Here is a 23369-nt window from a genome sequence, read left to right on the forward strand (position 1 = left end):
AGGTCCTTTCGCAACGGCCGAGGGACGGGCCCGGGGGACGGCGCGTTTCGGTCACCTTCATTCTTTCACAATCCGTATCCGAATATCTACTCTGCGTTACGATATGACAGAAAGAACGCGATCAAGGCCGCCGCCGCCAGCGGAATGGCGGCGTTGGCCAGCAGGCCCGCGTGGATACCGGACAGTACGGCCTGCGCCGACGGCCCGGTCGCGGCGGCCACCACGGCGCTGATCACCGGGATGCCGAGGGTCATCGCGACCTGCTGGGTCATCGTGGCGATGCCCGTGGCCAGCCCCTGTTCGTGATCGGGGATGCGGGAGGTCGCGGTGACGGTGAAGGCGACGACAGCGGCCATGTTCCCCGCGAAGCACGCGCCCACCACGATGATCACGAGCCCGATCGCGCCCCGGCCGGTACCGGTGAACAGCAGCAACGCGGTCATGGCCCCCTGGACGGCGAGCCCCCCGGACAGTACGGCGTGCGAGCCGCACCGCCTGATCAGGGCCGGGGCCGCGACGGACCCGGCGAAGGCGGCGAGCCCCGGTATCCCGAGCGCCAGGCCGGTCACCGTGGCGGAGTACCCGAGCACGCCTTGAAGGTAGATCGTCATCAGGAACGTCGTCGCGGTGGCCATCCCCACGGTGGCCAGGCCGCCCAGATTGCCCCACTTCACCGTGGGCCGCCGGAGCATCCCCGCAGGTACCAGCGGCCGGGGGCTGCGCCGTTCGATCCACAGGAACGCCCCGAGCAGTACGCCCGCGAGCAGCAGCGCGGGGGGCTCGGTGGTCACGCCGTACACGAGGGCGACCATGCCGCCGGTCACGGCGAGCGCGCCGGGCAGGTCGAGCGCGCCCCCGGCCGTGCCGCGCCCGCGCGGCAGCAGTCCCGGAGCGGCGGCGAGTACGGCGAGCGCCACCGGTACGTTGATCAGGAAGGCCCAGCGCCAGCTCAGCGCGCCGGTGAGCACCCCGCCGAGCAGCGAACCCGCCGTGAACCCGGTGGCCATCAGCGCCCCGCTGAGGCCGAGCGCGCGTTCCCGCAACGGCCCTTCGGCGAAGGACGTGGTGATCAGGGACAGCGCGGCGGGCATGGTGATCGCGGTGGCCAGGCCCTGCGCGACCCGGGCGGCGAGCAGCGCGACCGGATCGCCGGACAGGCCGCCCGCCGCCGAGGAGACGGCGAGGATCGCCATGCCGGTGAGCAGCATGCGCCGCCTGCCGTACAGGTCGGCGACCCGCCCGAACAGCAGCGTCAGCCCGGCCGCGGGCAGCGCGTAGGCGGTGGCGACCCATTGCAGCGCGGCGAGGTCCAGGCCGACCGCGCCGCCGATGGCGGGCAGCGCGACGGTGAAGATGGAGAAGTCGGCGGCCAGCATGAACTGCGCGCCGAGGAGGATCACCAGGATCATCCGTTCGCGACCGGTCATCCTGGTGCGGGTGTCGACGGTCATGCGGCCCACCCTGGGCGGGCCGCGCGGGCTTACCCAGCCACCCGCTTTTCCTACCACCGGCAGGGTCAGGCTGACCGCTGGCGAATCGCCCATACTCCTACATATGGAACTAAGCGCCGAGCTGGCGGCCTTCCTGCGTTCCCGGCGTGACGCGATGCCGCCGCACGAGGCGGGCGTCACGCCGTACGGCGGGCGGCGCCGCGTCCCCGGCCTGCGCCGCGAGGAACTGGCCCAGATCGCCGGGCTGAGCGTGGCCTACTACACGCGTCTGGAACAGGGCCACGGCGGCAACGTCTCCGACGCCGTACTCGCCGCCATCGCCCGCGCGCTGCGCCTCAACGCGGACGAGCGCGCCCACCTGTTCCGCATCTCCCACCCGGTACGCCACGCACCGCCGCACGGTCCCGAGCACCTGCCGCCAGGCAAGCGGGCGCTGATCGACGCGATCGAGGCCGTCCCCGCGATGATCGTCGGCCGCCGCGCCGACGTACTGGCCTGGAACCGCCTGGCCCACGCCCTGCTCGCCTGGCACCTGGACTTCGAGCGGCCGCGGCACGAGGACCGGCGGCCCAACCTGAGCCGGATGGTCTTCCTGGACCCCGTCCACCGGGCGCTGTACGCCGACCGGCCCGCCAAGGCCCGCGACCACGCGGCGTTCCTGCGGGTCGTGGCCGGGCGCTACCCCAACGACCCCGAGCTGGCCCGCCTGATCGGCGAACTGACCATGAAGAGCGAGGAGTTCGCCGGGCTGTGGGCCGAGCACCCGGTACGTACCTGCGCCTCGGTGACGGCCCGGTTCGAGCATCCGCGCGCAGGCCGGATGACGCTCGCCGAGGAGGTGTTCGAGCTGCCCGAGGACCCGGGGCAGCGGCTGGTGATGTTCACCGCCGAACCGGGCTCCGCCTCGGCGGCGGCCCTGCGCCGGCTGCTGCCGGAAACCCCGTGATTCACGGGGCCCCGGGCTTTTGGGGGCGTGCTGCGTGAGTATCGTTGTTGCATATTATTCGCAACAAGGGAGCCTACGTATGGGCCAGTACTCACTTCCGGACATGCCCTACGACTACGCGGCCCTGGAGCCGGCGATCACCGGGGAAATCCTGGAGCTGCACCACGCCAAGCACCACGCCGCTTACGTGAAGGGCGCGAACGACACGCTGGAAAAGCTCGCCGATGCCCGCGACAAGGGCGAATTCGGCGGGCTCGTCGGCCTGGAGAAGACCTTCGCCTTCAACCTCTCCGGCCACGTCCTGCACACCATCTTCTGGGAGAACCTCTCCCCGGACGGCGGCGACCGCCCCGACGGAGCCCTCGGTGACGCCATCACCGAGCACTTCGGCTCCTTCGACAACTTCAAGAAGCAGCTCACCACCGCCACGGCCACCGTGCAGGGGTCGGGCTGGGGCGTGCTGGCCTGGGAGCCGCTGGGCCGCCGCCTGGTGGTGGAGCAGGTCTACGACCACCACGGCAACATCGGCATGAACACCACGCCACTGCTGGTGTTCGACGCCTGGGAGCACGCGTACTACCTGCAGTACCGCAACGTCCGCCCGGACTACGTGGAAAAGCTGTGGGGTCTCATCAACTGGAACGACGTCATCCGTCGCTTCGAGGCCGCCAAGGGCGCCTGATCGCCCGCCGGGGCGGTGTTCTGACCGTTTCCGGTCAGAACACCGCCCCCCGGTTGACAGACCGCGGCGCCTCGCGGCTATCTTGCTCATATGAATAGCTCTTCAGACGTCAAGGGCCTGATCGACATCGACGGCTGTACCGTGCGCGTCGTCGACGCGCCCCGCGTCGCCGCGGTGCGAGAGCGGATGCCCGCCACGCAAGACCTCGACGACACCGCCGACGTCTTCGGGCTGCTGTCCGACGCGGGCCGGTTGCGCCTGCTGGTGTCGCTGCTCGACGGAGAGCTGTGCGTGTGCGACCTCGCGGCGGTGACCGGCCAGAGCGAGTCGGCGGTGTCGCACGCGCTGCGCCTGCTGCGGGCGCACCGCATCGTCGCCGTCCGCCGCTCCGGCCGGATGGCCTACTACCGCCTTGAGGACCCCCACGTGCGGATGCTGCTCGACCTGGCGCTCGCCCACACCGAGCACAGCGAGCTCATCCACCCCGAGCGCGGCGAGCAGACCTGATGGGCGTCGGGCACGGGCACGGTCATGGGCACGGGCACGGCCAGGCGAGCGGCCACGCCGGTGCCAAGCACCGCTGGCGACTGGCGGTCTCCTTCGGGCTGATCGGCTCCTTCTTCGTCGTCGAGCTGGTGTACGGCCTCCTCTCCGGCTCGCTGGCACTGCTGTCGGACGCCGGTCACATGGCCGCCGACGTGGTCACCCTCGGCGCGGCCCTGGTCGCCACGCGGATCGCGACCCGCCCCGACACCACCGGACGCCGCAGCTACGGCTCCTACCGGGCCGAGGTGTTCGCCTCGCTGCTGGCCGTGGTGATGATGCTCGGCGTCGCGTTCTACGTGGTCATCGAGGCGATCAGCCGGATCGGCGGCCCCGCCGAGGTGTCCGCCGGGCCGATGCTCATCGTGGGTGCGATCGGCCTGGCGGTCAACGTCGTCGCCCTGCTGCTGCTCCGGTCGGGAGCCGGCGAGAGCCTCAACGTGAAGGGCGCGTACCTGGAGGTCATGGCCGACACGGCGGGCTCGGTCGGGGTGATCGCGGCGGGCTGGCTGATCACCACGACCGGTCAGGCGTACTGGGACACCGTCGTCGCCCTGGCCATCGGCGCGTTCGTCGCCTTCCGCGCGGTCGCGCTCGGCAGGCAGGTGTTCGCCGTACTCGGCCAGCACGTACCCGAGGGCATGGACGCCGGGGCCGTGGCCCGTGACCTGGCCGCCATCGACGGCGTGTGCGACGTACACGACCTGCACCTGTGGACGCTGACCTCGGGCATGAACGTGGCGACCGTCCACCTCGTCACCGGCGAGCCGGACGACAGCCACGCCGTACTGGACCGGGCCCGCCACCTGCTGCGCGAGCACCACGGCGTGGCGCACGCGACCCTTCAGGTCGAGCCGCGCGACCACACCGGCTGCGACGAACTGGGCTGGTGACTCAGCTACCGGGCGGCGGGGTGGCGTCACCGACCTCGAACGCCGACGGGTCGTCCACGACCTCGCACGGCGCGATCGGGCCCTCCACCAGGTGGCCGGAGAACGACCAGACGACGCCCGGATTCGCGACGCTGACCTCCCCCGGGTTCTCCGCGGCCTCGATCAGCACCCGCTGGCCCGGCTTGATGTACTGCGGATAGATCGTGATGCCGTCGCGCGGGCGGATGGCCTTGGCCGAAGGCGTGCTGTCCAGCAGATCACGGACCTGCTGCTGGACAACGGGGTCCTTGCTCCCTATCTGCTCCTTGGTGAACTCGACATCGTCGCCCGGGAGCCGCTTGGCCCGGCCGTTGCCGCAGCGCTTGCCCAGCGGCAGGTAGGTGACGTCGGCGGTGATCCCGTACCCGGCGAGGTCCTTCTCGACCTGGTCGGCGTCGCGCAGTTCGTGAATCTTGAGGTTGATCGAGCCGTCCGCGCCCTCGGTCAGCGCGTACGCGGGCGGCTCCTGGCCGGTCACCAGGGGTACGACCAGCGCCGTCGCCGCCGCCACCCCGACGACCCCGGCCCCCGCCAGGAGTCGGCGGCTGGGCATCCAGCGCGGCGCCGGGGAGCGCCGCCGCGCCGCCCGTTCGGCGACCTCCGCCTTGAGTTCCACGAGCAACCTGTCCTTGAAACCGTTGTTCATTTCGTTCCTCCGATCGCGGGCATGATGCCGGGAACCTGGTGAATCGAGCGTCTGGCCCGGTGCAGCCGCACCCGGGCCGTGCCCTGCCGGATGCCGAGCGCCGCGGCGGCCTCGGCGGTGCTGAGGCCGTCGATGGCCACCAGTTCGAGCAGGGCGCGGTCCTTGTCCGGCAGTTCGGCCATCCGTTCGATGGCCAGGCGGGCCGAAGCCTCGGCGTCGATGCGTTCTTCGAGACGGGCGATGTCGTCCCCGTCGAGCAGCCGGCGGCCCGCGATCTTGCGGTTGGCCCGCTGCTCCCTGACGGACCTGCGGCGTTCGGCGAGCAGGGTGTTGCGGGCCACGCCGTACAGCCAGGCGATCTCGCTCCCCCGGCCGGGCCGGTAGGTGTGCGCCGAGTCGAGCGCGGCGAGGAAGACGTCCGCCGTGAGGTCCGCGACGGTCTGCGGGTCGATCACCCGCCTCGCCAGGAACTTCGTCACGTCGTTGAAGTGGCGCTCGTAAAATGCCTCGAAGGCGGCGGGATCACGGGCGATGCCCGCCAGTCCCGTCTGTTTCAGCTTCACCAAAGCTCCTTTGCCGAGCGTCCCAACACACCCCCTCCTTTGCCGCCGGCCGACCGGCGTTACAAAAGAGGCGGGTGTGCGCCCACGGGACGCCCGCGGAACCGTCAGGCTGTCCGCGGTCGTATACGAAAGCTATACAGCGACGGGATTCAATCTTTCCTGGGGCAACCGCTCGCGAGGAGTCGGATCCGGATGGACTGGACGTTGCGCGACGAACGCCCGCTACGACCACGGCCTCCCGTCCCCGTGGTCGTAGCGTCATCCAAGACGATGCCCCCGGCCGTTCTGGCCGTAGCGGGAGGGGATGGGGGCGGCAACGGGGGCACGCCCCCATCCGGGGACCGGCCCGGTACGCGTGATCACTTCATCACCTGGGCGGCCTCGGCGCGACACCCCTCCGCAGCGTCGAGGTCGCCCACGGCGGCGTACGCGTCGGCCAGTACCAGCAGCGTCCGCCCCAGGAACGAACTCCACCCCCTGGCCCGCCACAGCCCGACGGACTCCTCCAGCCTGCGCACCGCCGAAGCCGCCCGCCCCTCGGCCAGATCCAGCCCGCCGAGCACGGCGAGGGAGTCGGCCAGGTGATGCGACAGGTTGTACTGCCTGCTCATCGACTCGGCGGTCTCGGCGGTCCGGCGCGCGCGCTCGTCTCCGGTGCGGGCGTACAGACCGGCCAGTACGACGAGCGTCAGCGCCTCCGACGCCGGGTCCGGGGAGGCGTTGCAGATCTCCAGCGAGCCCATCAGGCACTCGTGCGCCTGCTCGAACTCCCCCGCCGCCGTGTGCGAGATCCCGAGGAACTGCAGCGCGGTCGCCTCGAACCGCCGGTTGCCGATCTCCTTGGCCAGCGCGAGCGCCTGCCGCAGGTGCGGGGTGGCCTGCTCGGTACGCGCCTCGCCGTGCGCCACCGCCATCGCCAGGTGCGCCCGCGCCTCGCCCCCCGTGTGCCCGGTCTCCGCGGCCAGGCGCAGCGCCTCGCGGCCGTGTTCCAGGGCGCGTTCGCTCTCCCCGGCCGCGGCCAGGCCCCAGGCGCGCATCGCGTACGCGTCGGAAAGGCCGCGGTGCTCGCCGATCTCGCGGAACATCTCCAGCAGCAGCGCGGCCTTGCGGTCCAGGGCGGCCATCGCCTCCCCGTCGTAGCCGGTGCCGATCCAGGTCGTGACGTCCAGCAGGCCGCGCAGCATCACCGCCTCGCCCAGCCGGTTGCCGGTCTTGCGGCACAGCTCAAGCGCGGGTTCGTTGACCCGGCGGCAGTCCTCGAAGTAGCCCCTGACGTCGAAGTAGCGTTCCATCGAGGCGGCGAGGTCCCAGGCGAGGTCGTCCAGGGAACGGGCGCACGCCTGGCGTACCGCGGCGATCAGCGCCCGGCGCTCGTCGGCGAACCACGCCATCGGGTCGGCCAGGTACTCGCGTACGACGACGGCCGGCGGTTCCCAGCGGGCGGCCGGGCCGTGGATGATCGCGTAGCAGGCCCCCGGCACGTGGACCATCGCCCGCTCGGCCAGCGCCAGCCAGCCGCCGAGGGCGCGGGCCACCGCGTCGTCGTCCTCGGGGGAGGTGTGCTCCCTGGCGTACAGGCGGACCAGATCGTGAAACCGGTAGCGCAGATTGCCGGAACTGTCGGTGCCGAACGCGGTCAGCAGTTGCGCGTCCACCAGCTCGTCAACCAGCGCCTCGCCCTCGTGGATCGAGCAGTCCAGCAGCGCGGCGGCCACCCAGGCGGCGAAGTCGGGGCAGTCGAGCAGGCCGAGCAGCCGGAACGCGCGCCGCGCCGGTTCGGTCAGCCCGACGTAACTCAGCGACAGGCTCGCGCGTACCGCCTGGTCGCCCGCCACGAGCTGGTCGAGCCTGCCGTGCTCGTCGCGCAGCCGCCGGGCCAGCCAGGCCACCGTACGCCGGGGCCGCGCCACCAGCCGGGCCCCCGCGATGCGGACCGCCAGCGGCATCTGCCCGCACAGGTCGACGATCTCGGTCACCGCGGCGGGCTCCGCCGCCACCCGCTCCCGCCCGACCACCCGGGCGAACAGCTCCACCGCCTTCACCCTGGGCAGTACGTCGAGGTCCACCAGGTGGGCGCCCGCGAGGCCGGACAGCCGGGTCCGGCTCGTGGCCAGCATCGCGCACGTCGGACTGCCCGGCAGCAGCAGGCGGACCTGCTCCTCGGTGGCGACGTTGTCCAGCAGGATCAGCGCCCTGCGCCGGGCCAGGTGGCTGCGGAACAGCGCCGCCCTGGCCTGCACGTCCTCCGGCACGCTCAGCCCCGAGATGCCGAGCGCGCCCAGGAAGGCGCTCAGCACGGACGCGGGGTCGGTGTTGCCCAGGTTCGCGTAGAGCTGGCCGTCCGGGAAGGCGTCGATCATCTGGTGCGCGACGTGCACGGCCAGCGCGGACTTGCCCACCCCGCCCATCCCGGAGATCACCACGACGGGCACCGCGGTGTCGTCCTTCAGGCGCTCGATCAGCGCCGTCACCTCGCCCTCGCGGCCGGTGAAGTCGGCGATGTTCAGCGGCAGTTGGGCGGGGGAGGGCGCGCCGCCGTGGGCGACCTCGCCGCGAAGGATGGTCAGGTGGAGTTCGCGCAGCTCGGGGCCGGGTTCGACGCCCAGCTCGTCGGCGAGCAGGCGGCGGGTCTCGGCGTACAGGGTCAGCGCCTCGGCCCGGCGGCCGTTCCTGGCCAGCGCGAGCATGAGCTGGCCGCGCAGCCGTTCGCGCAGCGGGTGCGCGGCCACCTCGCCGACCAGCTCGGCCACCAGGTCGGGGCCGCGGCCGAGCGCGAGGTCGGCCTCGATGCGGTTCTCCAGGGTGGTCAGCCGCCACTCCTCCAGGCGGGGGGCGTCGTCTCCCGCGTCCAGCTCGGCGTACGCGGGGCCGCGCCACAGCGCGAGCGCCTCCCGCAGCAGGCCCGCGGCCTTGTCGTGGTCGCCGCGCCGCAGGGCCGCGGCCCCGCCGTCGGCGAGCGTCGCGAACCGGTGCAGGTCCAGCTCGCCCTGGCGTACGGCGAGCAGGTACCCGCCGTGCCGCCGTACGATCCGGTCCGCGCCGAGGACCCGGCGCAGCCTGCTGGCGTAAAGCCGCAGGTTGTCACCGGCGGTACGAGGCGGCGCGCTGCCCCACAACGCCTCGATCAGCACATGGTCGGCGACCGGCCGGTTGGCGTCCGCGATGAGCGCGGCCAGCATGGCCCGTTGTTTGGTGCTTCCCAGTGGTATCCGGGCTCCGTCCTGCCAGACTTCGACCGGTCCTAATATCGCGAAATCCATGTCGCTCCCAACCGGAAGACGTCATCAATCTGCACGACCACCATAGGAGCGTCAAGCTCGGCGGATGTGCGGGCGGGCCCGCGGGGGCGACGTGGGTCCCCCGGCGGGCCTCAGCGCAGACCGTTGACGACCATTTCCGCGTACGTGCCGCCGACCTCCGCCGGTGAGATCGCGCCCTCCCCATCGAGCCAGACATGCGTCCAGGCGCCCATCCCGATGATCCCGAACGCCACGATGCGCGGCGGCCCCACCTGCCGGAAGACGCGTTCCCGCATGCCCGCCTCGATCACCTCCACGAAATGGCGCTCGAACTCCTCACGCTTGTGCTTGATCTCGGCGAAGACCTCCCCGGAGAGGAACCGGCGCTCCTGGAGGAACACGGTGATCTCCGACCTGTAGATGGCCATCGGTTCCAGCAGCGCCTCGACGATCAGCCGGCGCAGTTTGGCGTCGGCGCGCAGCTTGACGTCGGCGACCACTTTGCGGGCGCGGTAGAGCTGGTAGTCGATGAACCGGTCGTGTACGTGGAAGAGCAGGTCTTCCTTGCTCTTGAAGTGGTGGTAGAAGGCGCCCTTGGTGAGGTTGGCGGCGGCGGTGATGCTCTGCACGGAGGTCGCGGCGTAGCCGTTCTTCTCGAAGAGCTGGATGGCGCTGGCGAGCAGGGCGCGGCGCGCTCCCTCGGGGTCGCGCACGATCGTACGCCGGCCCTGGTCGCCCTGGCTCCTGGGACTGAGATCCGCCACGTCAAGCCTCTCCGCATCGGCCCGCCGCGCCCGATCCTACTCGCTTCAGACCGCTCGGTATCTAATTCCTGGCCGTCCCTGGCCCGTTGGCGAGTCTAGATACCAACCGGTCGGTTCCTTTTCAGGCCCGCTCGCGGAGCACCCGCCGCAGCACCCCCGCGAACTCCTTCGTCCTGTCCACGAAGCCGATGTGCTGCCCGGGGAACTCCACCGGCTCGACGCCGAGCCGCGCGCCCAGCGCGACCGAGGTGTCGTACGTCGTCAGCGGGCGCGACTCCGCGCCGACCCCGACGACGACCCGCACCGGCCCGGCCCGCAGTGCCGCGACATCCGGCACATGCCTGGTCGTCGGCCGCATCTCATGGAGGAAGAACCGCCTGCTGTTCTCCAGCAACGTCTCCGGGGACTCCTCCGACGGCGGCGGCGGCCCCTGGTCGTCATCGCCACCGACCCCGAATGCCTTCATGAACGCCTGCCAGGCCGCCATGACCCCCTCCCGCCGGTACGTCTCGACGATGCCGTCCACGATCGCCCGCTGCTCGTCGGCATCGGGCAACAGCTCCAGCACCGGCGCCTCGTGCGCCACCAGCGTCCGCACCCGCTCCGGATACCGCGCGGCCAGCGCGAGCCCGGTCACGGCCCCACCACTGCTCCCGAACACGTCCGCCGTCTCGGCCCCGACCGCGTCCAGCAACGCGACGACATCGCCCGCCCGCAGCTCCGGCGTGGAATCCTGATCCGGATCGGCCGGCACACTGCCCGAGATCCCCCGCGGATCGTGCGTCACCACGGTGTACTCCCCGGCCATCGCCTCCGCCAACGACCCGAACTCCACCGCCGCCATCGGCGACCCCACCAACACCAACACCGGCCCATCCCCGCGCACCTCGTAGTGCAGTTGCACACCGTCGGTTTCCAGCGTGTGAACAGTGGTCATAATGAGCGTCATCCTCTCTTCGGGTGTATGTCTCCGTCGATCGTCACTCCACCACAATGCGATAGTCCGAAATTCGCCCCCGTTCACTCCCCGCCCCACGCACTACGATCTCCCCACCTTCCGGCACAACGAACGCACACAACGCCGGCCCCCGATCACAACCACCACACCAGAAGGCCGGAATCCCCCACCCGGCATCCACACCCTCAACCACAAAAACCAAATCCAGCGTACGCCCCCCACACCCCGGATTTGACCTCTCCGACCCGCCCCGGATCCTGGTACACCCGCGAATACGCATCATGCCAGTCATCAAGGCCGGCCACTCCGCACGCCCCCGGTTCCAGAACAATCAGCCTTCCGGCCTGTAACACACCGGCGTACCCTCAAACCCGCCCCAGTAGACCCACAGCCGACCACAGCCATGGCAGCGGAACATCGATATACATGCCCGATAGACGTCCTCAGCGTCAACGGCCCCCTGGAAGCGATCGAAATCGCTGTCCGAGATGATTTTCCACTCAAGCGGGTTGGGGATCTCCCCGAAAATCCGGATCGACCGGCCACACTCGCAGCTTAACTTCGTCACCCGTCATCACAGCGCCCGCACCCCCACGCATGCGCCCTCACACACCAACCGTAGCCACGCTCAGGCGTAGTGGCAACCAATTCAAAATTTATCAACAGACAAACGCCCCCGCCCCCTCCAGACCGCCGCAGAACAGCGCCGTCGGTGAGGAGGGCCGCGAACAGACGAGGATCATGGGCCGGTGCGACCGGCTTCATCCCAGGGCCGCGGTGACGAGAACGTCGTACAGGTCGTCACCAGTGGGAAGGCGGGCGTCCTTCGGGAGATCGACCAGCCAGAGGGCCGCCTGGTCGTAAAGACTGTGGAATTGAAATCCTCGGCCTGAGCGAGCACCAGCAACCGGTCATCGATACGCCAGGCCGCGTGATGCCATTCGTCGTCGGCATGCAATCCCGTCAGCATGGGAACGCCGAGCGACTTTTGCACCGGCAGACATGCCTGCCGCCACACCTCGTCGAAATCGCCCTTCCTCACCGTATCAGCGAAAGACCAAGCGGGGTCGCGGATTTGCAGATCCTGGAGTGACGCCACATCGGGGCCGTCTTCATCGTCCGGGATATAGAAGAGCGCGAAGGGCACACAGAACCCGGAGACGGCAGGCAGGTCAGAGTGCAGCAACGCCACCATTTCCCTGCCGCGCACTGTGAGCATGTTTTCGAAGTTCTGGAAGATCTGCTGCGGCAGCGACGTATCGGCCCTCCCGCCCAGCCGGTTGACCCGCCAAACTTCATCAAGCCGCCACCGATCCCACCCGGAACCGGCCAACATAATACATAACTTGATGGTGAAATCATCCAGCGGCAGAGTCGCAAGCGCCATGCCCTTCCGTCTCCTCCCAGTGAACCTTTTTCAACCGGGCTCGGGCCGGGCCTGATGCCGCGGCAGGACGCCTGGTCAAGCGGATACGGCATCTCGCATACCGCCTTTGACCTGGGAACCTGAGGTTGAAAAAGGTTCAGTCATGGTGTTCAACCAGGTGCTGATCTCACACGAACTACACCGCTACGCTATCGCCCTGCCCCACTCTTCACCGGGTAAATCACATCGGACCCGCAATCAGAGCACGGCGGCGATCCACCACTCGCCGCCGGAGTGCTATGGACGCTGGGAAATGAACCCGTTCAGCCGGTGCTCGGTACGGCGCACCGGCACATCACCCGCGAAACGCCGGACACCAGGGCGCTACCGAGCACGGGCGGCGGCAGGCAGGAGGCTCCGCCGTACCGAGGACCAGCGCACGACCTCGGCAAACACACCGGCATGCCCGAACACCGCCCCCCCGCGCAGAAGGACACGACGCCACCAGGACGGCAGCCCACGCCCCCGGACACGCCGCACATCTGACCGCTGAGCGGGACACCGCCGCAACGCCGCGCATACGGGAACGACGACGGACCCACAGACCATACGGCCGGGAATGGCAGAGCGGCGTCGGCCGGTGTCAGGCGGCGAAGAGGGAGACGACGGTGCCGGGGCCGGGTGGGGTGGGGTGGGTGAGGTTGGGGGCGGGGGGGCTGACGTGCCAGGCGGGGCGGGTCGGGGTGAGGTCGGTGACGACGGCGGTGAGGAGTTCGGCGAGTTCGATGCCGAGGGCGTCGCAGATGGCGGCCAGGATCTCGGAGGAGACCTCCTTGCGGCCGCGTTCGACCTCGGAGAGGTAGGGGACCGAGATGCTGGCGGCGACGGCCACGTCGGCGAGGGTGCGGCGTTGGTCGCGGCGGAAGCGGCGGAGGGCCTTGCCGAGCAGGGAGCGGAGTGGTTCTTTCGGCCAGCGGCGGCCCAGCTCCACGATCGAACCGTTGCCGGCCGACGGGTCCTCGCCCCGCTTCGGCTGGGGATCGTGAGGTGGGAAGAAGTGCACTGTCACGGCCGGATCCCTCTCTCCGCGCGGTTGAGCCATGCTTCATTTGTAGCCCTGATCCGCGATGTCGAGCAGGGGATTTCGCCGCGGGCGCAGCTCGCGGCCTTGACCGTCACTCGGTGCGGCGTGAGGCGGCCGCCATCTTGTAGAGGCCGTACAGGGTCTCCAGCCCGCCGATCGCCATCAGCACCACACCGATCTTGGACGGCGCGAAGATGACGATCTCGACGTCGAGCCCGTACCGCCACAGCGCGGCCCCCACGACGAGCGTGGCCAGGCCGGTGATCAACGTCTTGCGCGGGGACGCCATGCGGGACTTCCTTCCTGGTGGTGTGCGCGGCACGGATCCCCACGCTAGTGACGGATTTCGCGGGTAATGTCCTGCGGATTGATGAGATCGGGCTACATATTTGGTTTTACGACACCAGCAGCCCAGGCCGCCCCTTGCCGAACACCCACGGATCGGCCTCGCACTCGGCCAGGAAGTCCGCCGGAAACCCCGCCTCGAACTCGGCCGCCGCCGCCAGCCGTTCGACGATCTCCTCCGGCAGTTCGACCTCGGTCGCACCCAGATTGTCGGTGAGCTGGGCGACATCGCGCGCGCCGATGATCGGGTGGATCACCGGAGAGCGGGCGCGGAGCCAGGCCAGGGCCACCCGGGCGGGCGTGGTGCCCAGGTCGGCGGCGGCCTGGCTTACGGCGTACGCGACCGCGTGGTCCCGAGCGGTCAGCGTGCCCGGATCGACTCGCGTGTCACCCTGCGGAGTACCGTCCTGGAGGAACTTGCCGGACAGCACCCCGCGGGCCAGCGGAGCCCAGGCCGCCACGGTCAGCCGCAACGCCTCCGCCATCGGCAGCAGCTCCCGCTCGATGTCCCGTTTGAGCAGGTTGTAGGGCACCTGGAGACCGGCGAACGGCGTCCAGCCCCGCCATTCGGCCAGCGTGTCGGCCCGGCTGACCACCCAGGCGGGAGCGTCCGAGATGCCGACGTACAGCACCTTCCCGGCGCGTACCACGTCATCCAGCGCACGCATCGTCTCTTCGAGCGGCGTGTGCCGGTCCCACAGATGCACCCAGTACAGGTCCACGTACTCCGTCCGCAGCCGGCGCAGACTGCGCTCCAGCGTCAGCACGAGGTTCTTGCGGTGGTTGCCCCCGGCGTTCGGATCGTCCTGGTCACGGGAGATCGAGTACTTGCTGGCCAGCACGAACCGGTCCCGGTGGCCGGCGAGCAGTTCGCCGAGGATCGGCTCGCTCTCCCCGTACGCCGAAGCCGTGTCGATCACGTTGCCCCCGGCCTCGGCGTAGGCATCGAGCATGGCCCGGTACCGTGCCACGTCCCCGCGCTCATGAAACGTCATCGCGCCGAAGAACAACTCCGACACCCGCAGCCCGGTCCGGCCGAGCGGCCGATAACGCATCCCGCTCACGCCACGTCGCGCGCGGTCAGCCGGTAGGACCCGGTGTCAATGCCCCAGGCCAGGACCCGGCGCGGCCGGATCAAAATCCACGCGGCCTCGAACGGGAACGGCGCGCCGAGCCGCCGCCCGACCTCCTCGCCGCCGTCGGTGCGGGCCTCCGCGTGCCCGCGGACCTCGATGCCGCGCGGCGCCCAAGGGTCGGTCGTGGCCAGGTCGTCGATCACGAACGACACGTCGGGGCGCTCCGCGACGTCCCGGAACTTCTTGCTGCCCGCCATGCCGGAACCGGCCACCCCGCCGATCACCAGGGCCTCGGCCTCCGGATCGTAGATGACACCGACCGGCCGGACCGACGGCCTGCCGTCCCGGCCGACCGTGGCCAGCCGGCCCAGCGGCTGACCGGCCAGGTAGGCGACCTCTCGTTCGGTGAAAGTGCTCATGCGGCCGAGCCTGCCGGAGGAGACACCGCCCAGGGAGACCGGCACAGGGCTGGCCCTCCCAGGGCCACCCAGATCCGCCATAGACTCGGCGGCATGGAGGGCAATGAGCTGGGCGCTTTCCTGCGGTCCAGGCGCGAGTCCGTCACACCCGCCGAGGTCGGCCTGCCGGGAGGCCCACGCCGCCGTACTCCCGGCCTGCGCCGGGCCGAGCTGGCCACGCTGGCCGGGGTGAGCGTCGAATATCTCACCCGCCTGGAGCAGGGCCGTGACCGCCGCCCGTCCACGGAGATCCTGGGCGCGCTCGCCGACGCGCTGCGCCTTTCCAGCGACGAGCGCGTCCACCTGTACCGGCTGGTCAAGACCGTCTCGGGGGGCACCTGCCAGGGCAGTGAGCGGTCGGCCGACGGTGTGCGTCCCACGGTCAGGGCGCTGCTCGACCGCCTCGAACCGACCCCGGCCCTGGTGGTCAACCGGCTCGGCGACCTGCTCGCCAACACCGAGGGGTACGCCCGGCTCGCCGCCCCCACCGGCCTGCTCGACGCGTGGCCGGTCAACCTGGCGAGGTACGTCTTCACCGACGCGCGGGCGATGACGGTCTTCCCGGACTGGGAGCACGTCGCCGCCGAGCGGGCCGCCGGGCTGCGGGCCGCCGCCGCGCTCGGCGACCTTGACGCCGTCCGGCTGGCCGATGAGCTGGCCATCACCGCGGGCAGCCGGTTCAGTGACCGCTTCCAAACGGGCGCGCTGCCCGCCCGCACCGGGGTGGAGCGCTGGGCGCACCCGGAGGCGGGTGAGCTGGTGCTCGCGTACGAGAGCCTGGAGCTGCCCGGCCCCGACGAGCAGTGCCTGCTCGTCTACCTCCCGGCCGACGACGCCACCGCCGCCGCGCTCGACCTGCTCACCCATGCCGGACGGACCATGCCCCTCCAGGTCACCAGGTAAGCGGGAAGGTGACCGGGCGGGCGATCATCTGACCGGGGGGCCAGCTCAGCTCGCTGTCGGAGACCGCCAGGCGTGCCTTGGGCAGGCGGGTGGCCAGCGCGGACAGGGCCGCCCCCAGCTCCAGCCGGCCGAGCTGGGCGCCCAGGCAGAAGTGGATGCCGTGGCCGAACGCCAGATGCTGGTTGTCGGCGCGCGCGAGGTCGAGAGCGTCGGCGTCGGGGAAGACCGACCCGTCGCGGTTGGCGGAGCTGATCGAGAGCAGCACCGCCTCCCCCGCCTTGATCTCGGCCCCGCCGATCTCGACGTCTTCGGTGGCGACCCGCATGGTCACGATGCCGCTGCCGATCTGGCTGTAGCGGAGCAGTTCTTCCACCGCGGTGGGGATCAGCTCGGGCCGGTCGTGCAGCAGCCGGTAGCGGGCCGGGTCGCGCAGCAGGTGGTAGATCGCGTGGGTGAGGCTCCCCGTGGTGGTGTGGTAGCCCGCCACCAGCAGGACCACGCTGAAGGCCCGCATCTCCTCCTCGGTGAGCCGGGCGTCTTCGTCGTGCGCCCGCAGCAGCATGGTCAGCATGTCGTCGGCGGGCGTGGGCGCGGCCTTCTTGCGGCGGATGAGGTCGCCCAGGTATTCGTCCAGCGCCTCGCGCGCGGCCCGGATCTGCTCGACCTGCCCCGGCGCGGCGGCCCCGGTGAACAGCATCTGGTCGGCCCACTCCTGGAAGCGCTCCCGCTCGTCGCCAGGTACGCCGAGCAGCTCACAGATGACCGCGAGCGGCAGGGGGAGCGCGACCTCGGTGATCAGGTCGGCGGGCGGCCCCTTGGCGATCATCCGGTCGACGAGGTCGGCGGCCAGCCCTTCGACCCGGGGGCGCAGCGCCTCGATCCGGCGGGCGGTGAAGGCGGCCGACACGATCTTGCGTACCCGGGTGTGCTCGGGAGGGTCCATCCAGAACAGCGCCTTGGAGCCGCTGACCATCGGGATGGGGCTGCGGCCCGCCGTGGTGGCGGCCTGCTTGCTGAACCTCGGATCGGCGGCGACCGCGCGGACGTCGGCATGCCGGGTCACCAGCCACGCCTCCAGCCCGAACGGCAGGACGATGCGCACCACCGGGTCGGCGGCCCGCATCTCGGCGAGCACGTCGGGCGGCTCGAACTTGTTGGCGACCTGGAAGGGGAACCTGTGGAGTTGCGGGCTTTGCGGGCTTTGCGGCATGTTCCGGCTCCTGTCGGGACGGGGGGACGGGCTAGCCGAGCCGTACGGGCAGGGTCTTGACGGTGCGGATGAAGAAGTGGTGCATCCACAGCTCGTTGGGCCTGTCGTGGTCGAGCACGAGGCCGGGGAAGCGCTGGACCAGCGCGAGCACCGATACCTCGGCCTCCATCCGGGCCAGGTGCGCGCCCAGGCAGTAGTGGACGCCTCTGCTGAAGGCCAGGTGCGGGTTGGGGAAGCGGGTGATGTCGAATCGGTCGGGATCTCGGAAGACGGCGGGGTCGCGGTTGAGGGAGTGGATCGGCAGGAAGATCAGCGACCCGGCGGGGATGACCTCGCCGCCGAGGTCGATGTCGGTGGCCGCGTGGCCCTCGACGACCGAGATCGAGCCCTCGTAGCGCAGGAACTCCTCCACCGCCGACTGGATCAGGTCGGGCCGCCGCCTGAGCAGGTCGAGCTGGTCGGGGTTGGTCAGCAGCGCGTGCACGCCGTTGGCGATGACGTTGGCGCTGGTGATGTAGCCCGCCGTGATCAGCAGCATCACGGTGGCCACCAGCTCGCGCTCCGACAGCCGGTTGTCGCCGTCGCGGGCCGCGATCAGGTCGTGGACGAGGTCGTCGCCGGTGGTCTGCCGCTTCTCGGCGATGATCCGGCGGGAGTAGTCGCCGAGGACGGCCTGCTCGCGGCGGAACCGGGCGACCATCGCGGCCGGGTCGGGCCGCTCCTGCATCATGACGGCGTGGTCCAGGCGCAGGGCCGCGGCGTGGTCGTGCAGGATGCCGTCGTCGGCGGGGGACAGCCCGAGCAGGTCGGAGATCATCCGCGTGGACAGCGGGAGCGCCAGGTCGGCCATGATGTCGGCCCGGCCCGCCCGCTCCATGGAGTCGAGCAGGTTGCCGGTGTGGAAGGCGATCCGGGAGCGCAGGTTTTCCATCTTGCGTCGGGTGAACGCGGCCTGCGCGAGCCGCCGCAGCCGGGTGTGCTCGGGTGGATCGGTGCTCACCATGTTGTCGGCGAAGGCGCTCTCGCTGCCTGCGCCGCCACCTGCCCGCTTCTCGGAATGCTTGTGGGCCTTGCTGAAGCCGGGGTCGTTGAGGACGGTGCAGGCGTCGGCGTGCCCGGTGACGAACCAGGCCGCACGGCCGTACGGGATGACCACGTGGTGCACGCGGCCGGCCTGGCGCAGCTCGCGGTAGAAGGGGTAGGGGTCGGCCAGGGCGGCAGGGGGGAACGTGGTGGCGGTGGTCTGCGACATCCCTCTCTCCTAGGGGTCGTCAGAACGGACTGGGACGGGACAGCGCACGCGGGGGATCAGGGGGACAGGACCGTCCTGATCGTTGCCAACTAAGCGATCACGGAACGTTACGGTAGGTAACTATATGCCATCCCGCTACCGAATGCACAGCCCCGGTCACGCAGAGGTGTTCCCCTGGCTGCCGCCGGAGGCGAGGAAGCGGTCCGCCCAGGGGTCCTCGGCCGCGCGTGCCGGGAGGTCCATGGCCGAGGCCATCATGTAGAGAGCGCCCTCCGCGATGAACCGGTGCGCGGTGTCCGCGTTCATCTCCGGCATCGCCTCGACCCGCTCGAAGACCGACCGGGTCGAGCGGTGCATCAGGTCGCGGATGTCGGGGTCGTCGCTCGCGGCGTACCCCTGCAACAGCATGAGCATCAGCTCGCGACGCTCCATCAGCCCGCCCCAGGCGTTGGACATCGCCGGCCGCGGGTCGGACCCGGCGGCCTCGCCGCGCTGCACCATCTCGCGGTCGATGATTTCGAACACCCGTGTCAGCACGGTCACGAACAGCTCTTTCTTGGTGGAGAAGAGCCGGAACAGGTTGGGGTGCGACAGGTCGGCCTGGCGGGCGATGTTGATCGTCGAGCCGCCGTGCAGGCCCTTGTGGGCGAACTCCGCAAGGGCGGCCTCGATGACCTCTTCACGCCGCTGCTGTGCCGCTACCCGCGGGCGCCGTTTCCCCTCCACGTGAAGATAGTAAACAGTCACTATCGGCCCAGCGTCAAGCGAACCCGCCGGCCCGGGGAGTCAGGCGGTGTTCTGGTCGGCCGGGAGTTCGACGCTGATCGTCAGGCCGCCCTCTTCCCGCGGGCTGGCCGTCACGGTCCCGCCGTGCGCGTCGGCGATCACCCGTACGATGGACAGCCCCAGCCCGCTGCCCCGCTCCGAGCGCAGCCGGTCGCCGTGCAGCCGGCGGAACGGCTGGAAGATCGTCTCGATCTCGTACGGCGGCACCTGGAGCCCCGTGTTGGCGACCACCAGTTCCACCCGGTCGGCCCGCCGCCGCGTCGTCACCCACACCTCGCCATCGGCGTGGTTGTGCCTGATCGCGTTCTCCACGAGGTTCTGCACCAGCCGCTCGACCAGCACCGCCTCCCCCAGCGTCGGGGCCGGATCGAGCAGCCGGTGCAGCCGCACCTGCTGCTCCGCCGCCTCCTTGGCGGCCTGGTCGAGCACGTGCTCGGCCACGTCGGTCAGGTCGAACGGCCGGCGGTCCAGCACCGCCTGCTCCCCCTCGGCCAGCGCCAGCAGCCCGTCGATCAGCCGTTCGTGCCTGGTGTTGACCAGCAGGAGGGATTCGCCGAGCCGTTTGACGTCCTCGGTCGCGTCCGGCCGCCGCACGGCGACGTCCACGAGGGTCCGGTTGATGGTGAGCGGCGTGCGCAGTTCGTGCGAGGCGTTCGCGACGAACCTGCGCTGGCCGTCGAACGAGCGCGCCAGCCGGTCCAGCATCGTGTCGTAGATGCCGGTCAGTTCCTTGACCTCGTCGCGCGGGCCCTTGTACCCGAGGCGTTCGGTCAGGTCGTGGCTCTGCGCCACCCGGCGCGCGGTCTCGGTCACCTTCCTGAGCGGGCGGAGCACCATGCCCGCCGTACGCCAGCCGAGCCCGAAGGCCGCGGCCGTCCCGGCGACCACGGCGATCCCGCCGCCCAGCCGCACGTCGTCCAGGGCGCTCCGCTGGTAGGTGGCGCGTACTTCCATCCCGAAGCCGCGGGCCAGCTCATAGCCTTTGGAGTCTCGCTTGGAGGACAGCGTGCGCCCGTCGGGACGCACGGTCGTGATGCGGTCGGGGGTGAAAACCGAGGCGCGGTACTCGAGGCTCGAACGCACGACGAAGTAGACCGTGACCACCACCAGCGAGGAGAGCAGCAGGAACACCCCCGCGCAGGCCAGGGCGAAGCGCATGCGCATGCTCATGGGATGCGGTACCCCGATCCCGGCACGGTCTCGATGATCTGGGGACCGCCGAGCTTCTTGCGGAGCTTCATCATCGTGGTGCGCACGGTGTTGGTGAACGGATCGACGTGCTCGTCCCAGACCTTCTCCAGCAGGTGCTCCGCCGAGACCACCCCGCCCTGGGCGCGCAGCAGTTCGGCCAGCACCCCGAACTCCTTGCGGGCCAGCGGCACGTACCGCCCGTCGCGGAAGACCTGGCGGTGCGCCCAGTCCAGGCGTACTCCGGCGCGTTCCAGCATCGGCGGATCGGCGGGCCTGGCCCGGCGGCCCAGCGCGTGCACCCGGGCCAGCAGTTCCTCGAACGCGAACGGCTTGGGCAGGTAGTCGTCGGCCCCCAGCGACAGCCCGGTCACCCGCGAGCGCACGTCGCCCGCCGCGGTCAGCATGAGCACCCTGACCAGCCAGCCCCGCTCGACCACCGTGCGGCACACGTCGTCGCCGTGGACGCCGGGCAGGTCCCTGTCCAGGATCACCACGTCGTAGTCGTGAACACCGAGGCGTTCCAGGGCCGCGTCACCGTCGTAGGCGACGTCCACGGCCAGCGCCTCACCCCGCAGGCCCTCGGCGATCGAATCGGCGAGCATCCGCTCGTCGTCTGCGACCAGAACCCGCACCGTCACCCCCGGAAGATCCGAAATACCGCCAGTTTGGCGCTGTCCAGATAACGCGGACATAACCCATTTGAGTGACGTTCAGGTTATCCGGCGCACGATGGACTACCGCCCCCAAGGCCGGGATCGCCCCGGCCGGGACAACGGGGGAGTGTGACATGGCAGCCGTCCTGGCGCGGCCGCGACCGAGTGAAACGACCACTCGGGTACGATCCGGGCACCGAATCTTCCTTTTCGTGCTCGCGGCGGCCGTCGCGCTACGCGTGCTGGTGATGCTGGGGTACAACACCGCGCAGCTCTACTGGTACGACTCGTTCACCTATCTGGACACTGCCATACATATGCGCCCGCAAGGAGCATTTCACCCGGCGGGGTACTCGTGGTTCCTGTGGCTGCTGCGGCCCTTCCAGAGCGTGGAATTGATCGCGGGCGTACAGCACGCTATGGGGCTGGGCGTCGGGGCGATGATCTACCTGCTGCTGCGCCGCTGGTCGCTGCCGGGGTGGGGCGCGTCGCTGGCCGCGGCGCCGGTGTTGTTCGACCCGGCGTTCCTGCGGCTGGAGCACGCCGTGCTGTCCGACCTGCAAGTGATCTTCCTGGTCGTGGCGGGCCTGCTGGCGCTGATGTGGCGGCGCGAGGTCTCCACCCGGGCCGCCGCCCTGGCCGGGCTGCTGCTCGCGCTGGCCGGGCTGACCCGCACCGCCGCGGTGCCGCTGATCGGCCTGGCCGCGCTGTGGCTGGTACTGCGCCGCACACCCTGGCGCAGGACGGCGGCCCTGCTGGTCGCGGCGGTGCTGCCGCTGGCCGGGTACGCGGGCTGGTACGCCCAGCACCACGGCCGGTTCGCGCTCAGCGGCTCGGACGGCATCGCCCTGTGGGCCCGCACCATGACCTTCGCCGACTGCTCGGTGATCCGCCCGCCCGCCCGCGAGGCCGTCATGTGCCCGAACGGCTCGGTGACGGACGCCGCCTCGGAGTACGTCTGGCTGCCCGGTTCCGCGCTCAACCGGCTGCCCGGCAACCGGTTCTCGCACAACGAACTGGCCAGGTCGTTCGCGCTGAAGGCGATCGCCGCGCAACCGCTGGACTACCTCAGGGAGATCGTCAAGGACACCTCGCTGGCCTTCACCTGGCAGCCGGTGAACCACCCCAAACGGGTCAGCCTGGCCAACACGTTCCCCCAAGGGGCCTGGACGCTGCCCGAGGAGCACACCCTCATCGGCAAGGTCCGTCGCGAGTACGACTCCGACATCCAGGGCCTGAGCTCGGTCGAGCCCTTCGGCACGATCCTGGCGGCCTATCCCTACCCCTGGTTCCTGCACGGCCCGCTCTTCGGCGTCATCCTGCTGGTCGGCATGATCGGCGCGATCGGCCGCCGCCGCGCGGCCCTGCTCCCCTGGGCCTTCTCGATGTTCCTGCTGGTGGGCCCGGTGGCGGCCCTGGACTTCGACCACCGGTACGTGCTGCCGTCCATCCCGCTCGCCTGTGTCGCCGCCGCCCTGGCCTTCCAGAAGAGGCGTCAACCAGTGGTTGACGTTTGAGAAACGTCAACTTATGGTTGACGCATGGAGAGCAGCGTTCGTCTCGACGACCTGATCAACGCGATCAAGGGCAGGCATCCGGACGGTGACCCGCTGGGGGAGTTGACCGATGCGGTGACCCTTGCGGAGCACATCGGCGAGGTGGCCGATCATCTCATCGGGCACTTCGTGGACCAGGCCAGGCGGTCCGGGGCCTCGTGGACCGACATCGGGCGCAGCATGGGGGTCAGCAAGCAGGCCGTGCAGAAGCGGTTCGTGCCCAGAAGCGGGGGCACCCCCACGCTGGCGGAGGACCTGCAGGCCTTCGGCCGGTACACCGACCGGGCGCGGGCCGTCGTGGTACAGGCTCAGGAGGAGGCGCGTGCCGGGGGGCACGAGCGGATCGAGGCGGGGCACCTGGTGCTGGCGATGCTGCGCGATCCCGGGGCCCTGGCCGCCACGACGATGGAGGCGCTGGGGGCGTCGGGCGACGCGGTACGCGAGGCCGTGACGGCCGCCCTCGGGCCGGGGGACGTGGACGGCGACGCCGGGCGGGCGGTCCCGTTCGCCGGGGAGGGCAAGAAGGCGCTCGACCTCGCGACCCGCGAGGCGCTGCGGCTCGGGCACGACTTCGTCGGCACCGAGCACATCCTGCTCGGCGTCCTGGCCCTGGACGACGTGCCGGCGGTGCGGGCGCTGACCGGCCTCGGCGTCACCAAGGAGCCCGCCGAGGAGAGGATCCGGCGGGAGATCGATCGCGTCCTGCGCTCGGGGGAGACCTCCTGAACAGTGGGCCTCGGCCTTTGGCGGGCCGAGGCCCACTGG

At 70.5% G+C, this 23369-nt stretch carries 23 protein-coding genes; 7 read left to right on the forward strand and 16 right to left on the reverse strand.

Features of this window, described 5'->3' with window-relative positions; genetic code table 11:
• Positions 1 to 86: 86 nt before the first annotated feature.
• Complete coding sequence (locus DP939_RS21820) at positions 87 to 1451, reverse strand: MFS transporter (RefSeq protein ID WP_113982615.1); 1365 nt, start codon at positions 1449 to 1451, stop codon at positions 87 to 89.
• A 103-nt stretch (positions 1452 to 1554) separates the two neighbouring features.
• Between DP939_RS21820 and DP939_RS21825 the strand changes: the two genes are divergently transcribed.
• The 4 genes from DP939_RS21825 to DP939_RS21840 all read left to right on the forward strand — a co-directional run bounded on the left by DP939_RS21825 (position 1555) and on the right by DP939_RS21840 (position 4515).
• Positions 1555 to 2397: a helix-turn-helix domain-containing protein gene (locus tag DP939_RS21825; protein WP_113982616.1), complete on the forward strand. Its 843-nt coding sequence runs from the start codon at positions 1555 to 1557 to the stop codon at positions 2395 to 2397.
• A gap of 79 nt (positions 2398 to 2476) precedes the next feature.
• On the forward strand, positions 2477 to 3079 hold the full coding sequence (locus tag DP939_RS21830; RefSeq protein WP_113982617.1) for a superoxide dismutase: 603 nt from the start codon (positions 2477 to 2479) through the stop codon (positions 3077 to 3079).
• Between the two features lie 90 nt (positions 3080 to 3169).
• Entirely contained in the window at positions 3170 to 3586 is a 417-nt protein-coding gene (locus tag DP939_RS21835; RefSeq protein ID WP_113982618.1) for an ArsR/SmtB family transcription factor, read from the forward strand.
• Complete coding sequence (locus DP939_RS21840) at positions 3586 to 4515, forward strand: cation diffusion facilitator family transporter (protein ID WP_113982619.1); 930 nt, start codon at positions 3586 to 3588, stop codon at positions 4513 to 4515. The genes DP939_RS21835 and DP939_RS21840 overlap by 1 nt, the downstream gene beginning before the upstream one ends.
• Position 4516: 1 nt before the next feature.
• On the opposite strand, the gene DP939_RS21845 is transcribed toward DP939_RS21840, so the two are convergent.
• From DP939_RS21845 to DP939_RS21895, 10 genes are all read right to left on the reverse strand, one after another.
• Positions 4517 to 5200 carry a hypothetical protein gene (locus DP939_RS21845; protein ID WP_113982620.1) on the reverse strand — a complete coding sequence of 228 codons (684 nt, stop codon included), beginning with the start codon at positions 5198 to 5200 and terminating at the stop codon, positions 4517 to 4519.
• Complete coding sequence (locus DP939_RS21850) at positions 5197 to 5763, reverse strand: RNA polymerase sigma factor (protein WP_225878412.1); 567 nt, start codon at positions 5761 to 5763, stop codon at positions 5197 to 5199. Before DP939_RS21850 ends, DP939_RS21845 begins: the two co-directional genes overlap by 4 nt.
• A gap of 359 nt (positions 5764 to 6122) precedes the next feature.
• Complete coding sequence (locus DP939_RS21855) at positions 6123 to 8942, reverse strand: AfsR/SARP family transcriptional regulator (RefSeq protein ID WP_225878413.1); 2820 nt, start codon at positions 8940 to 8942, stop codon at positions 6123 to 6125.
• Between the two features lie 191 nt (positions 8943 to 9133).
• On the reverse strand, positions 9134 to 9766 hold the full coding sequence (locus DP939_RS21860) for a TetR/AcrR family transcriptional regulator (RefSeq protein WP_113982623.1): 633 nt from the start codon (positions 9764 to 9766) through the stop codon (positions 9134 to 9136).
• A 121-nt stretch (positions 9767 to 9887) separates the two neighbouring features.
• Positions 9888 to 10703 (reverse strand): alpha/beta fold hydrolase, encoded by an 816-nt coding sequence (locus DP939_RS21865; protein ID WP_113982734.1) that lies wholly within the window; start codon positions 10701 to 10703, stop codon positions 9888 to 9890.
• A gap of 760 nt (positions 10704 to 11463) precedes the next feature.
• The gene (locus DP939_RS21875; RefSeq protein WP_113982625.1) at positions 11464 to 12111 is read right to left on the reverse strand and encodes a hypothetical protein; all 648 of its coding nucleotides are present in this window, start codon (positions 12109 to 12111) and stop codon (positions 11464 to 11466) included.
• A gap of 622 nt (positions 12112 to 12733) precedes the next feature.
• On the reverse strand, positions 12734 to 13159 hold the full coding sequence (locus tag DP939_RS21880) for a helix-turn-helix domain-containing protein (RefSeq protein WP_225878414.1): 426 nt from the start codon (positions 13157 to 13159) through the stop codon (positions 12734 to 12736).
• A 106-nt stretch (positions 13160 to 13265) separates the two neighbouring features.
• The gene (locus tag DP939_RS21885; protein WP_113982627.1) at positions 13266 to 13463 is read right to left on the reverse strand and encodes a DUF5708 family protein; all 198 of its coding nucleotides are present in this window, start codon (positions 13461 to 13463) and stop codon (positions 13266 to 13268) included.
• A 106-nt stretch (positions 13464 to 13569) separates the two neighbouring features.
• Positions 13570 to 14574: an aldo/keto reductase gene (locus DP939_RS21890; RefSeq protein ID WP_113982628.1), complete on the reverse strand. Its 1005-nt coding sequence runs from the start codon at positions 14572 to 14574 to the stop codon at positions 13570 to 13572.
• Positions 14575 to 14579: 5 nt separating this feature from the next.
• Entirely contained in the window at positions 14580 to 15014 is a 435-nt protein-coding gene (locus tag DP939_RS21895) for a PPOX class F420-dependent oxidoreductase (RefSeq protein ID WP_113982735.1), read from the reverse strand.
• Positions 15015 to 15107: 93 nt separating this feature from the next.
• Here DP939_RS21895 and DP939_RS21900 point away from each other — a divergent pair, with 93 nt between their 5' ends.
• Entirely contained in the window at positions 15108 to 15956 is an 849-nt protein-coding gene (locus DP939_RS21900) for a helix-turn-helix domain-containing protein (protein WP_113982629.1), read from the forward strand.
• Here the strand turns inward: DP939_RS21900 and DP939_RS21905 are convergent.
• The 5 genes from DP939_RS21905 to DP939_RS21925 all read right to left on the reverse strand — a co-directional run bounded on the left by DP939_RS21905 (position 15946) and on the right by DP939_RS21925 (position 21027).
• On the reverse strand, positions 15946 to 17166 hold the full coding sequence (locus DP939_RS21905; RefSeq protein ID WP_113982630.1) for a cytochrome P450: 1221 nt from the start codon (positions 17164 to 17166) through the stop codon (positions 15946 to 15948). The genes DP939_RS21900 and DP939_RS21905 overlap by 11 nt on opposite strands.
• Before the next feature lie 31 nt (positions 17167 to 17197).
• Complete coding sequence (locus tag DP939_RS21910; protein ID WP_113982631.1) at positions 17198 to 18418, reverse strand: cytochrome P450 family protein; 1221 nt, start codon at positions 18416 to 18418, stop codon at positions 17198 to 17200.
• 156 nt (positions 18419 to 18574) lie between these two features.
• A complete protein-coding gene (locus DP939_RS21915; RefSeq protein WP_147268070.1) occupies positions 18575 to 19144 on the reverse strand; it encodes a TetR/AcrR family transcriptional regulator in 570 nt (189 codons plus the stop codon).
• Between the two features lie 60 nt (positions 19145 to 19204).
• Complete coding sequence (locus tag DP939_RS21920) at positions 19205 to 20374, reverse strand: sensor histidine kinase (RefSeq protein WP_113982633.1); 1170 nt, start codon at positions 20372 to 20374, stop codon at positions 19205 to 19207.
• The gene (locus DP939_RS21925; protein WP_113982736.1) at positions 20371 to 21027 is read right to left on the reverse strand and encodes a response regulator transcription factor; all 657 of its coding nucleotides are present in this window, start codon (positions 21025 to 21027) and stop codon (positions 20371 to 20373) included. The genes DP939_RS21920 and DP939_RS21925 overlap by 4 nt, the downstream gene beginning before the upstream one ends.
• A 233-nt stretch (positions 21028 to 21260) precedes the next feature.
• Between DP939_RS21925 and DP939_RS21930 the strand changes: the two genes are divergently transcribed.
• Together DP939_RS21930 and DP939_RS21935 are read left to right on the forward strand one after the other, a co-directional pair.
• Positions 21261 to 22565: a hypothetical protein gene (locus tag DP939_RS21930; protein WP_225878415.1), complete on the forward strand. Its 1305-nt coding sequence runs from the start codon at positions 21261 to 21263 to the stop codon at positions 22563 to 22565.
• 24 nt (positions 22566 to 22589) lie between these two features.
• A complete protein-coding gene (locus DP939_RS21935) occupies positions 22590 to 23330 on the forward strand; it encodes a Clp protease N-terminal domain-containing protein (RefSeq protein ID WP_113982635.1) in 741 nt (246 codons plus the stop codon).
• The last annotated feature ends 39 nt before the right edge of the window (positions 23331 to 23369 follow it).

The organism is Spongiactinospora rosea, from assembly GCF_003315795.1.
GTDB lineage: Bacteria > Actinomycetota > Actinomycetes > Streptosporangiales > Streptosporangiaceae > Spongiactinospora > Spongiactinospora rosea.

What these genes read in the sequence shown, in the direction of transcription:
- DP939_RS21935 (WP_113982635.1), top strand. Translation starts at nt 22,590, where the DNA reads ATGGAGAGCAGCGTTCGTCTCGACGACCTGATCAACGCGATCAAGGGC.
- DP939_RS21905 (WP_113982630.1), bottom strand. Translation starts at nt 17,166, where the DNA reads ATGCCGCAAAGCCCGCAAAGCCCGCAACTCCACAGGTTCCCCTTCCAG.
- DP939_RS21835 (WP_113982618.1), top strand. Translation starts at nt 3,170, where the DNA reads ATGAATAGCTCTTCAGACGTCAAGGGCCTGATCGACATCGACGGCTGT.
- DP939_RS21840 (WP_113982619.1), top strand. Translation starts at nt 3,586, where the DNA reads ATGGGCGTCGGGCACGGGCACGGTCATGGGCACGGGCACGGCCAGGCG.
- DP939_RS21855 (WP_225878413.1), bottom strand. Translation starts at nt 8,942, where the DNA reads ATGCTGGCCGCGCTCATCGCGGACGCCAACCGGCCGGTCGCCGACCAT.
- DP939_RS21845 (WP_113982620.1), bottom strand. Translation starts at nt 5,200, where the DNA reads ATGAACAACGGTTTCAAGGACAGGTTGCTCGTGGAACTCAAGGCGGAG.
- DP939_RS21830 (WP_113982617.1), top strand. Translation starts at nt 2,477, where the DNA reads ATGGGCCAGTACTCACTTCCGGACATGCCCTACGACTACGCGGCCCTG.
- DP939_RS21865 (WP_113982734.1), bottom strand. Translation starts at nt 10,703, where the DNA reads ATGACCACTGTTCACACGCTGGAAACCGACGGTGTGCAACTGCACTAC.
- DP939_RS21900 (WP_113982629.1), top strand. Translation starts at nt 15,108, where the DNA reads ATGGAGGGCAATGAGCTGGGCGCTTTCCTGCGGTCCAGGCGCGAGTCC.
- DP939_RS21825 (WP_113982616.1), top strand. Translation starts at nt 1,555, where the DNA reads ATGGAACTAAGCGCCGAGCTGGCGGCCTTCCTGCGTTCCCGGCGTGAC.
- DP939_RS21890 (WP_113982628.1), bottom strand. Translation starts at nt 14,574, where the DNA reads ATGCGTTATCGGCCGCTCGGCCGGACCGGGCTGCGGGTGTCGGAGTTG.
- DP939_RS21885 (WP_113982627.1), bottom strand. Translation starts at nt 13,463, where the DNA reads ATGGCGTCCCCGCGCAAGACGTTGATCACCGGCCTGGCCACGCTCGTC.
- DP939_RS21875 (WP_113982625.1), bottom strand. Translation starts at nt 12,111, where the DNA reads ATGGCGCTTGCGACTCTGCCGCTGGATGATTTCACCATCAAGTTATGT.
- DP939_RS21910 (WP_113982631.1), bottom strand. Translation starts at nt 18,418, where the DNA reads ATGTCGCAGACCACCGCCACCACGTTCCCCCCTGCCGCCCTGGCCGAC.
- DP939_RS21920 (WP_113982633.1), bottom strand. Translation starts at nt 20,374, where the DNA reads ATGAGCATGCGCATGCGCTTCGCCCTGGCCTGCGCGGGGGTGTTCCTG.
- DP939_RS21895 (WP_113982735.1), bottom strand. Translation starts at nt 15,014, where the DNA reads ATGAGCACTTTCACCGAACGAGAGGTCGCCTACCTGGCCGGTCAGCCG.
- DP939_RS21820 (WP_113982615.1), bottom strand. Translation starts at nt 1,451, where the DNA reads ATGACCGTCGACACCCGCACCAGGATGACCGGTCGCGAACGGATGATC.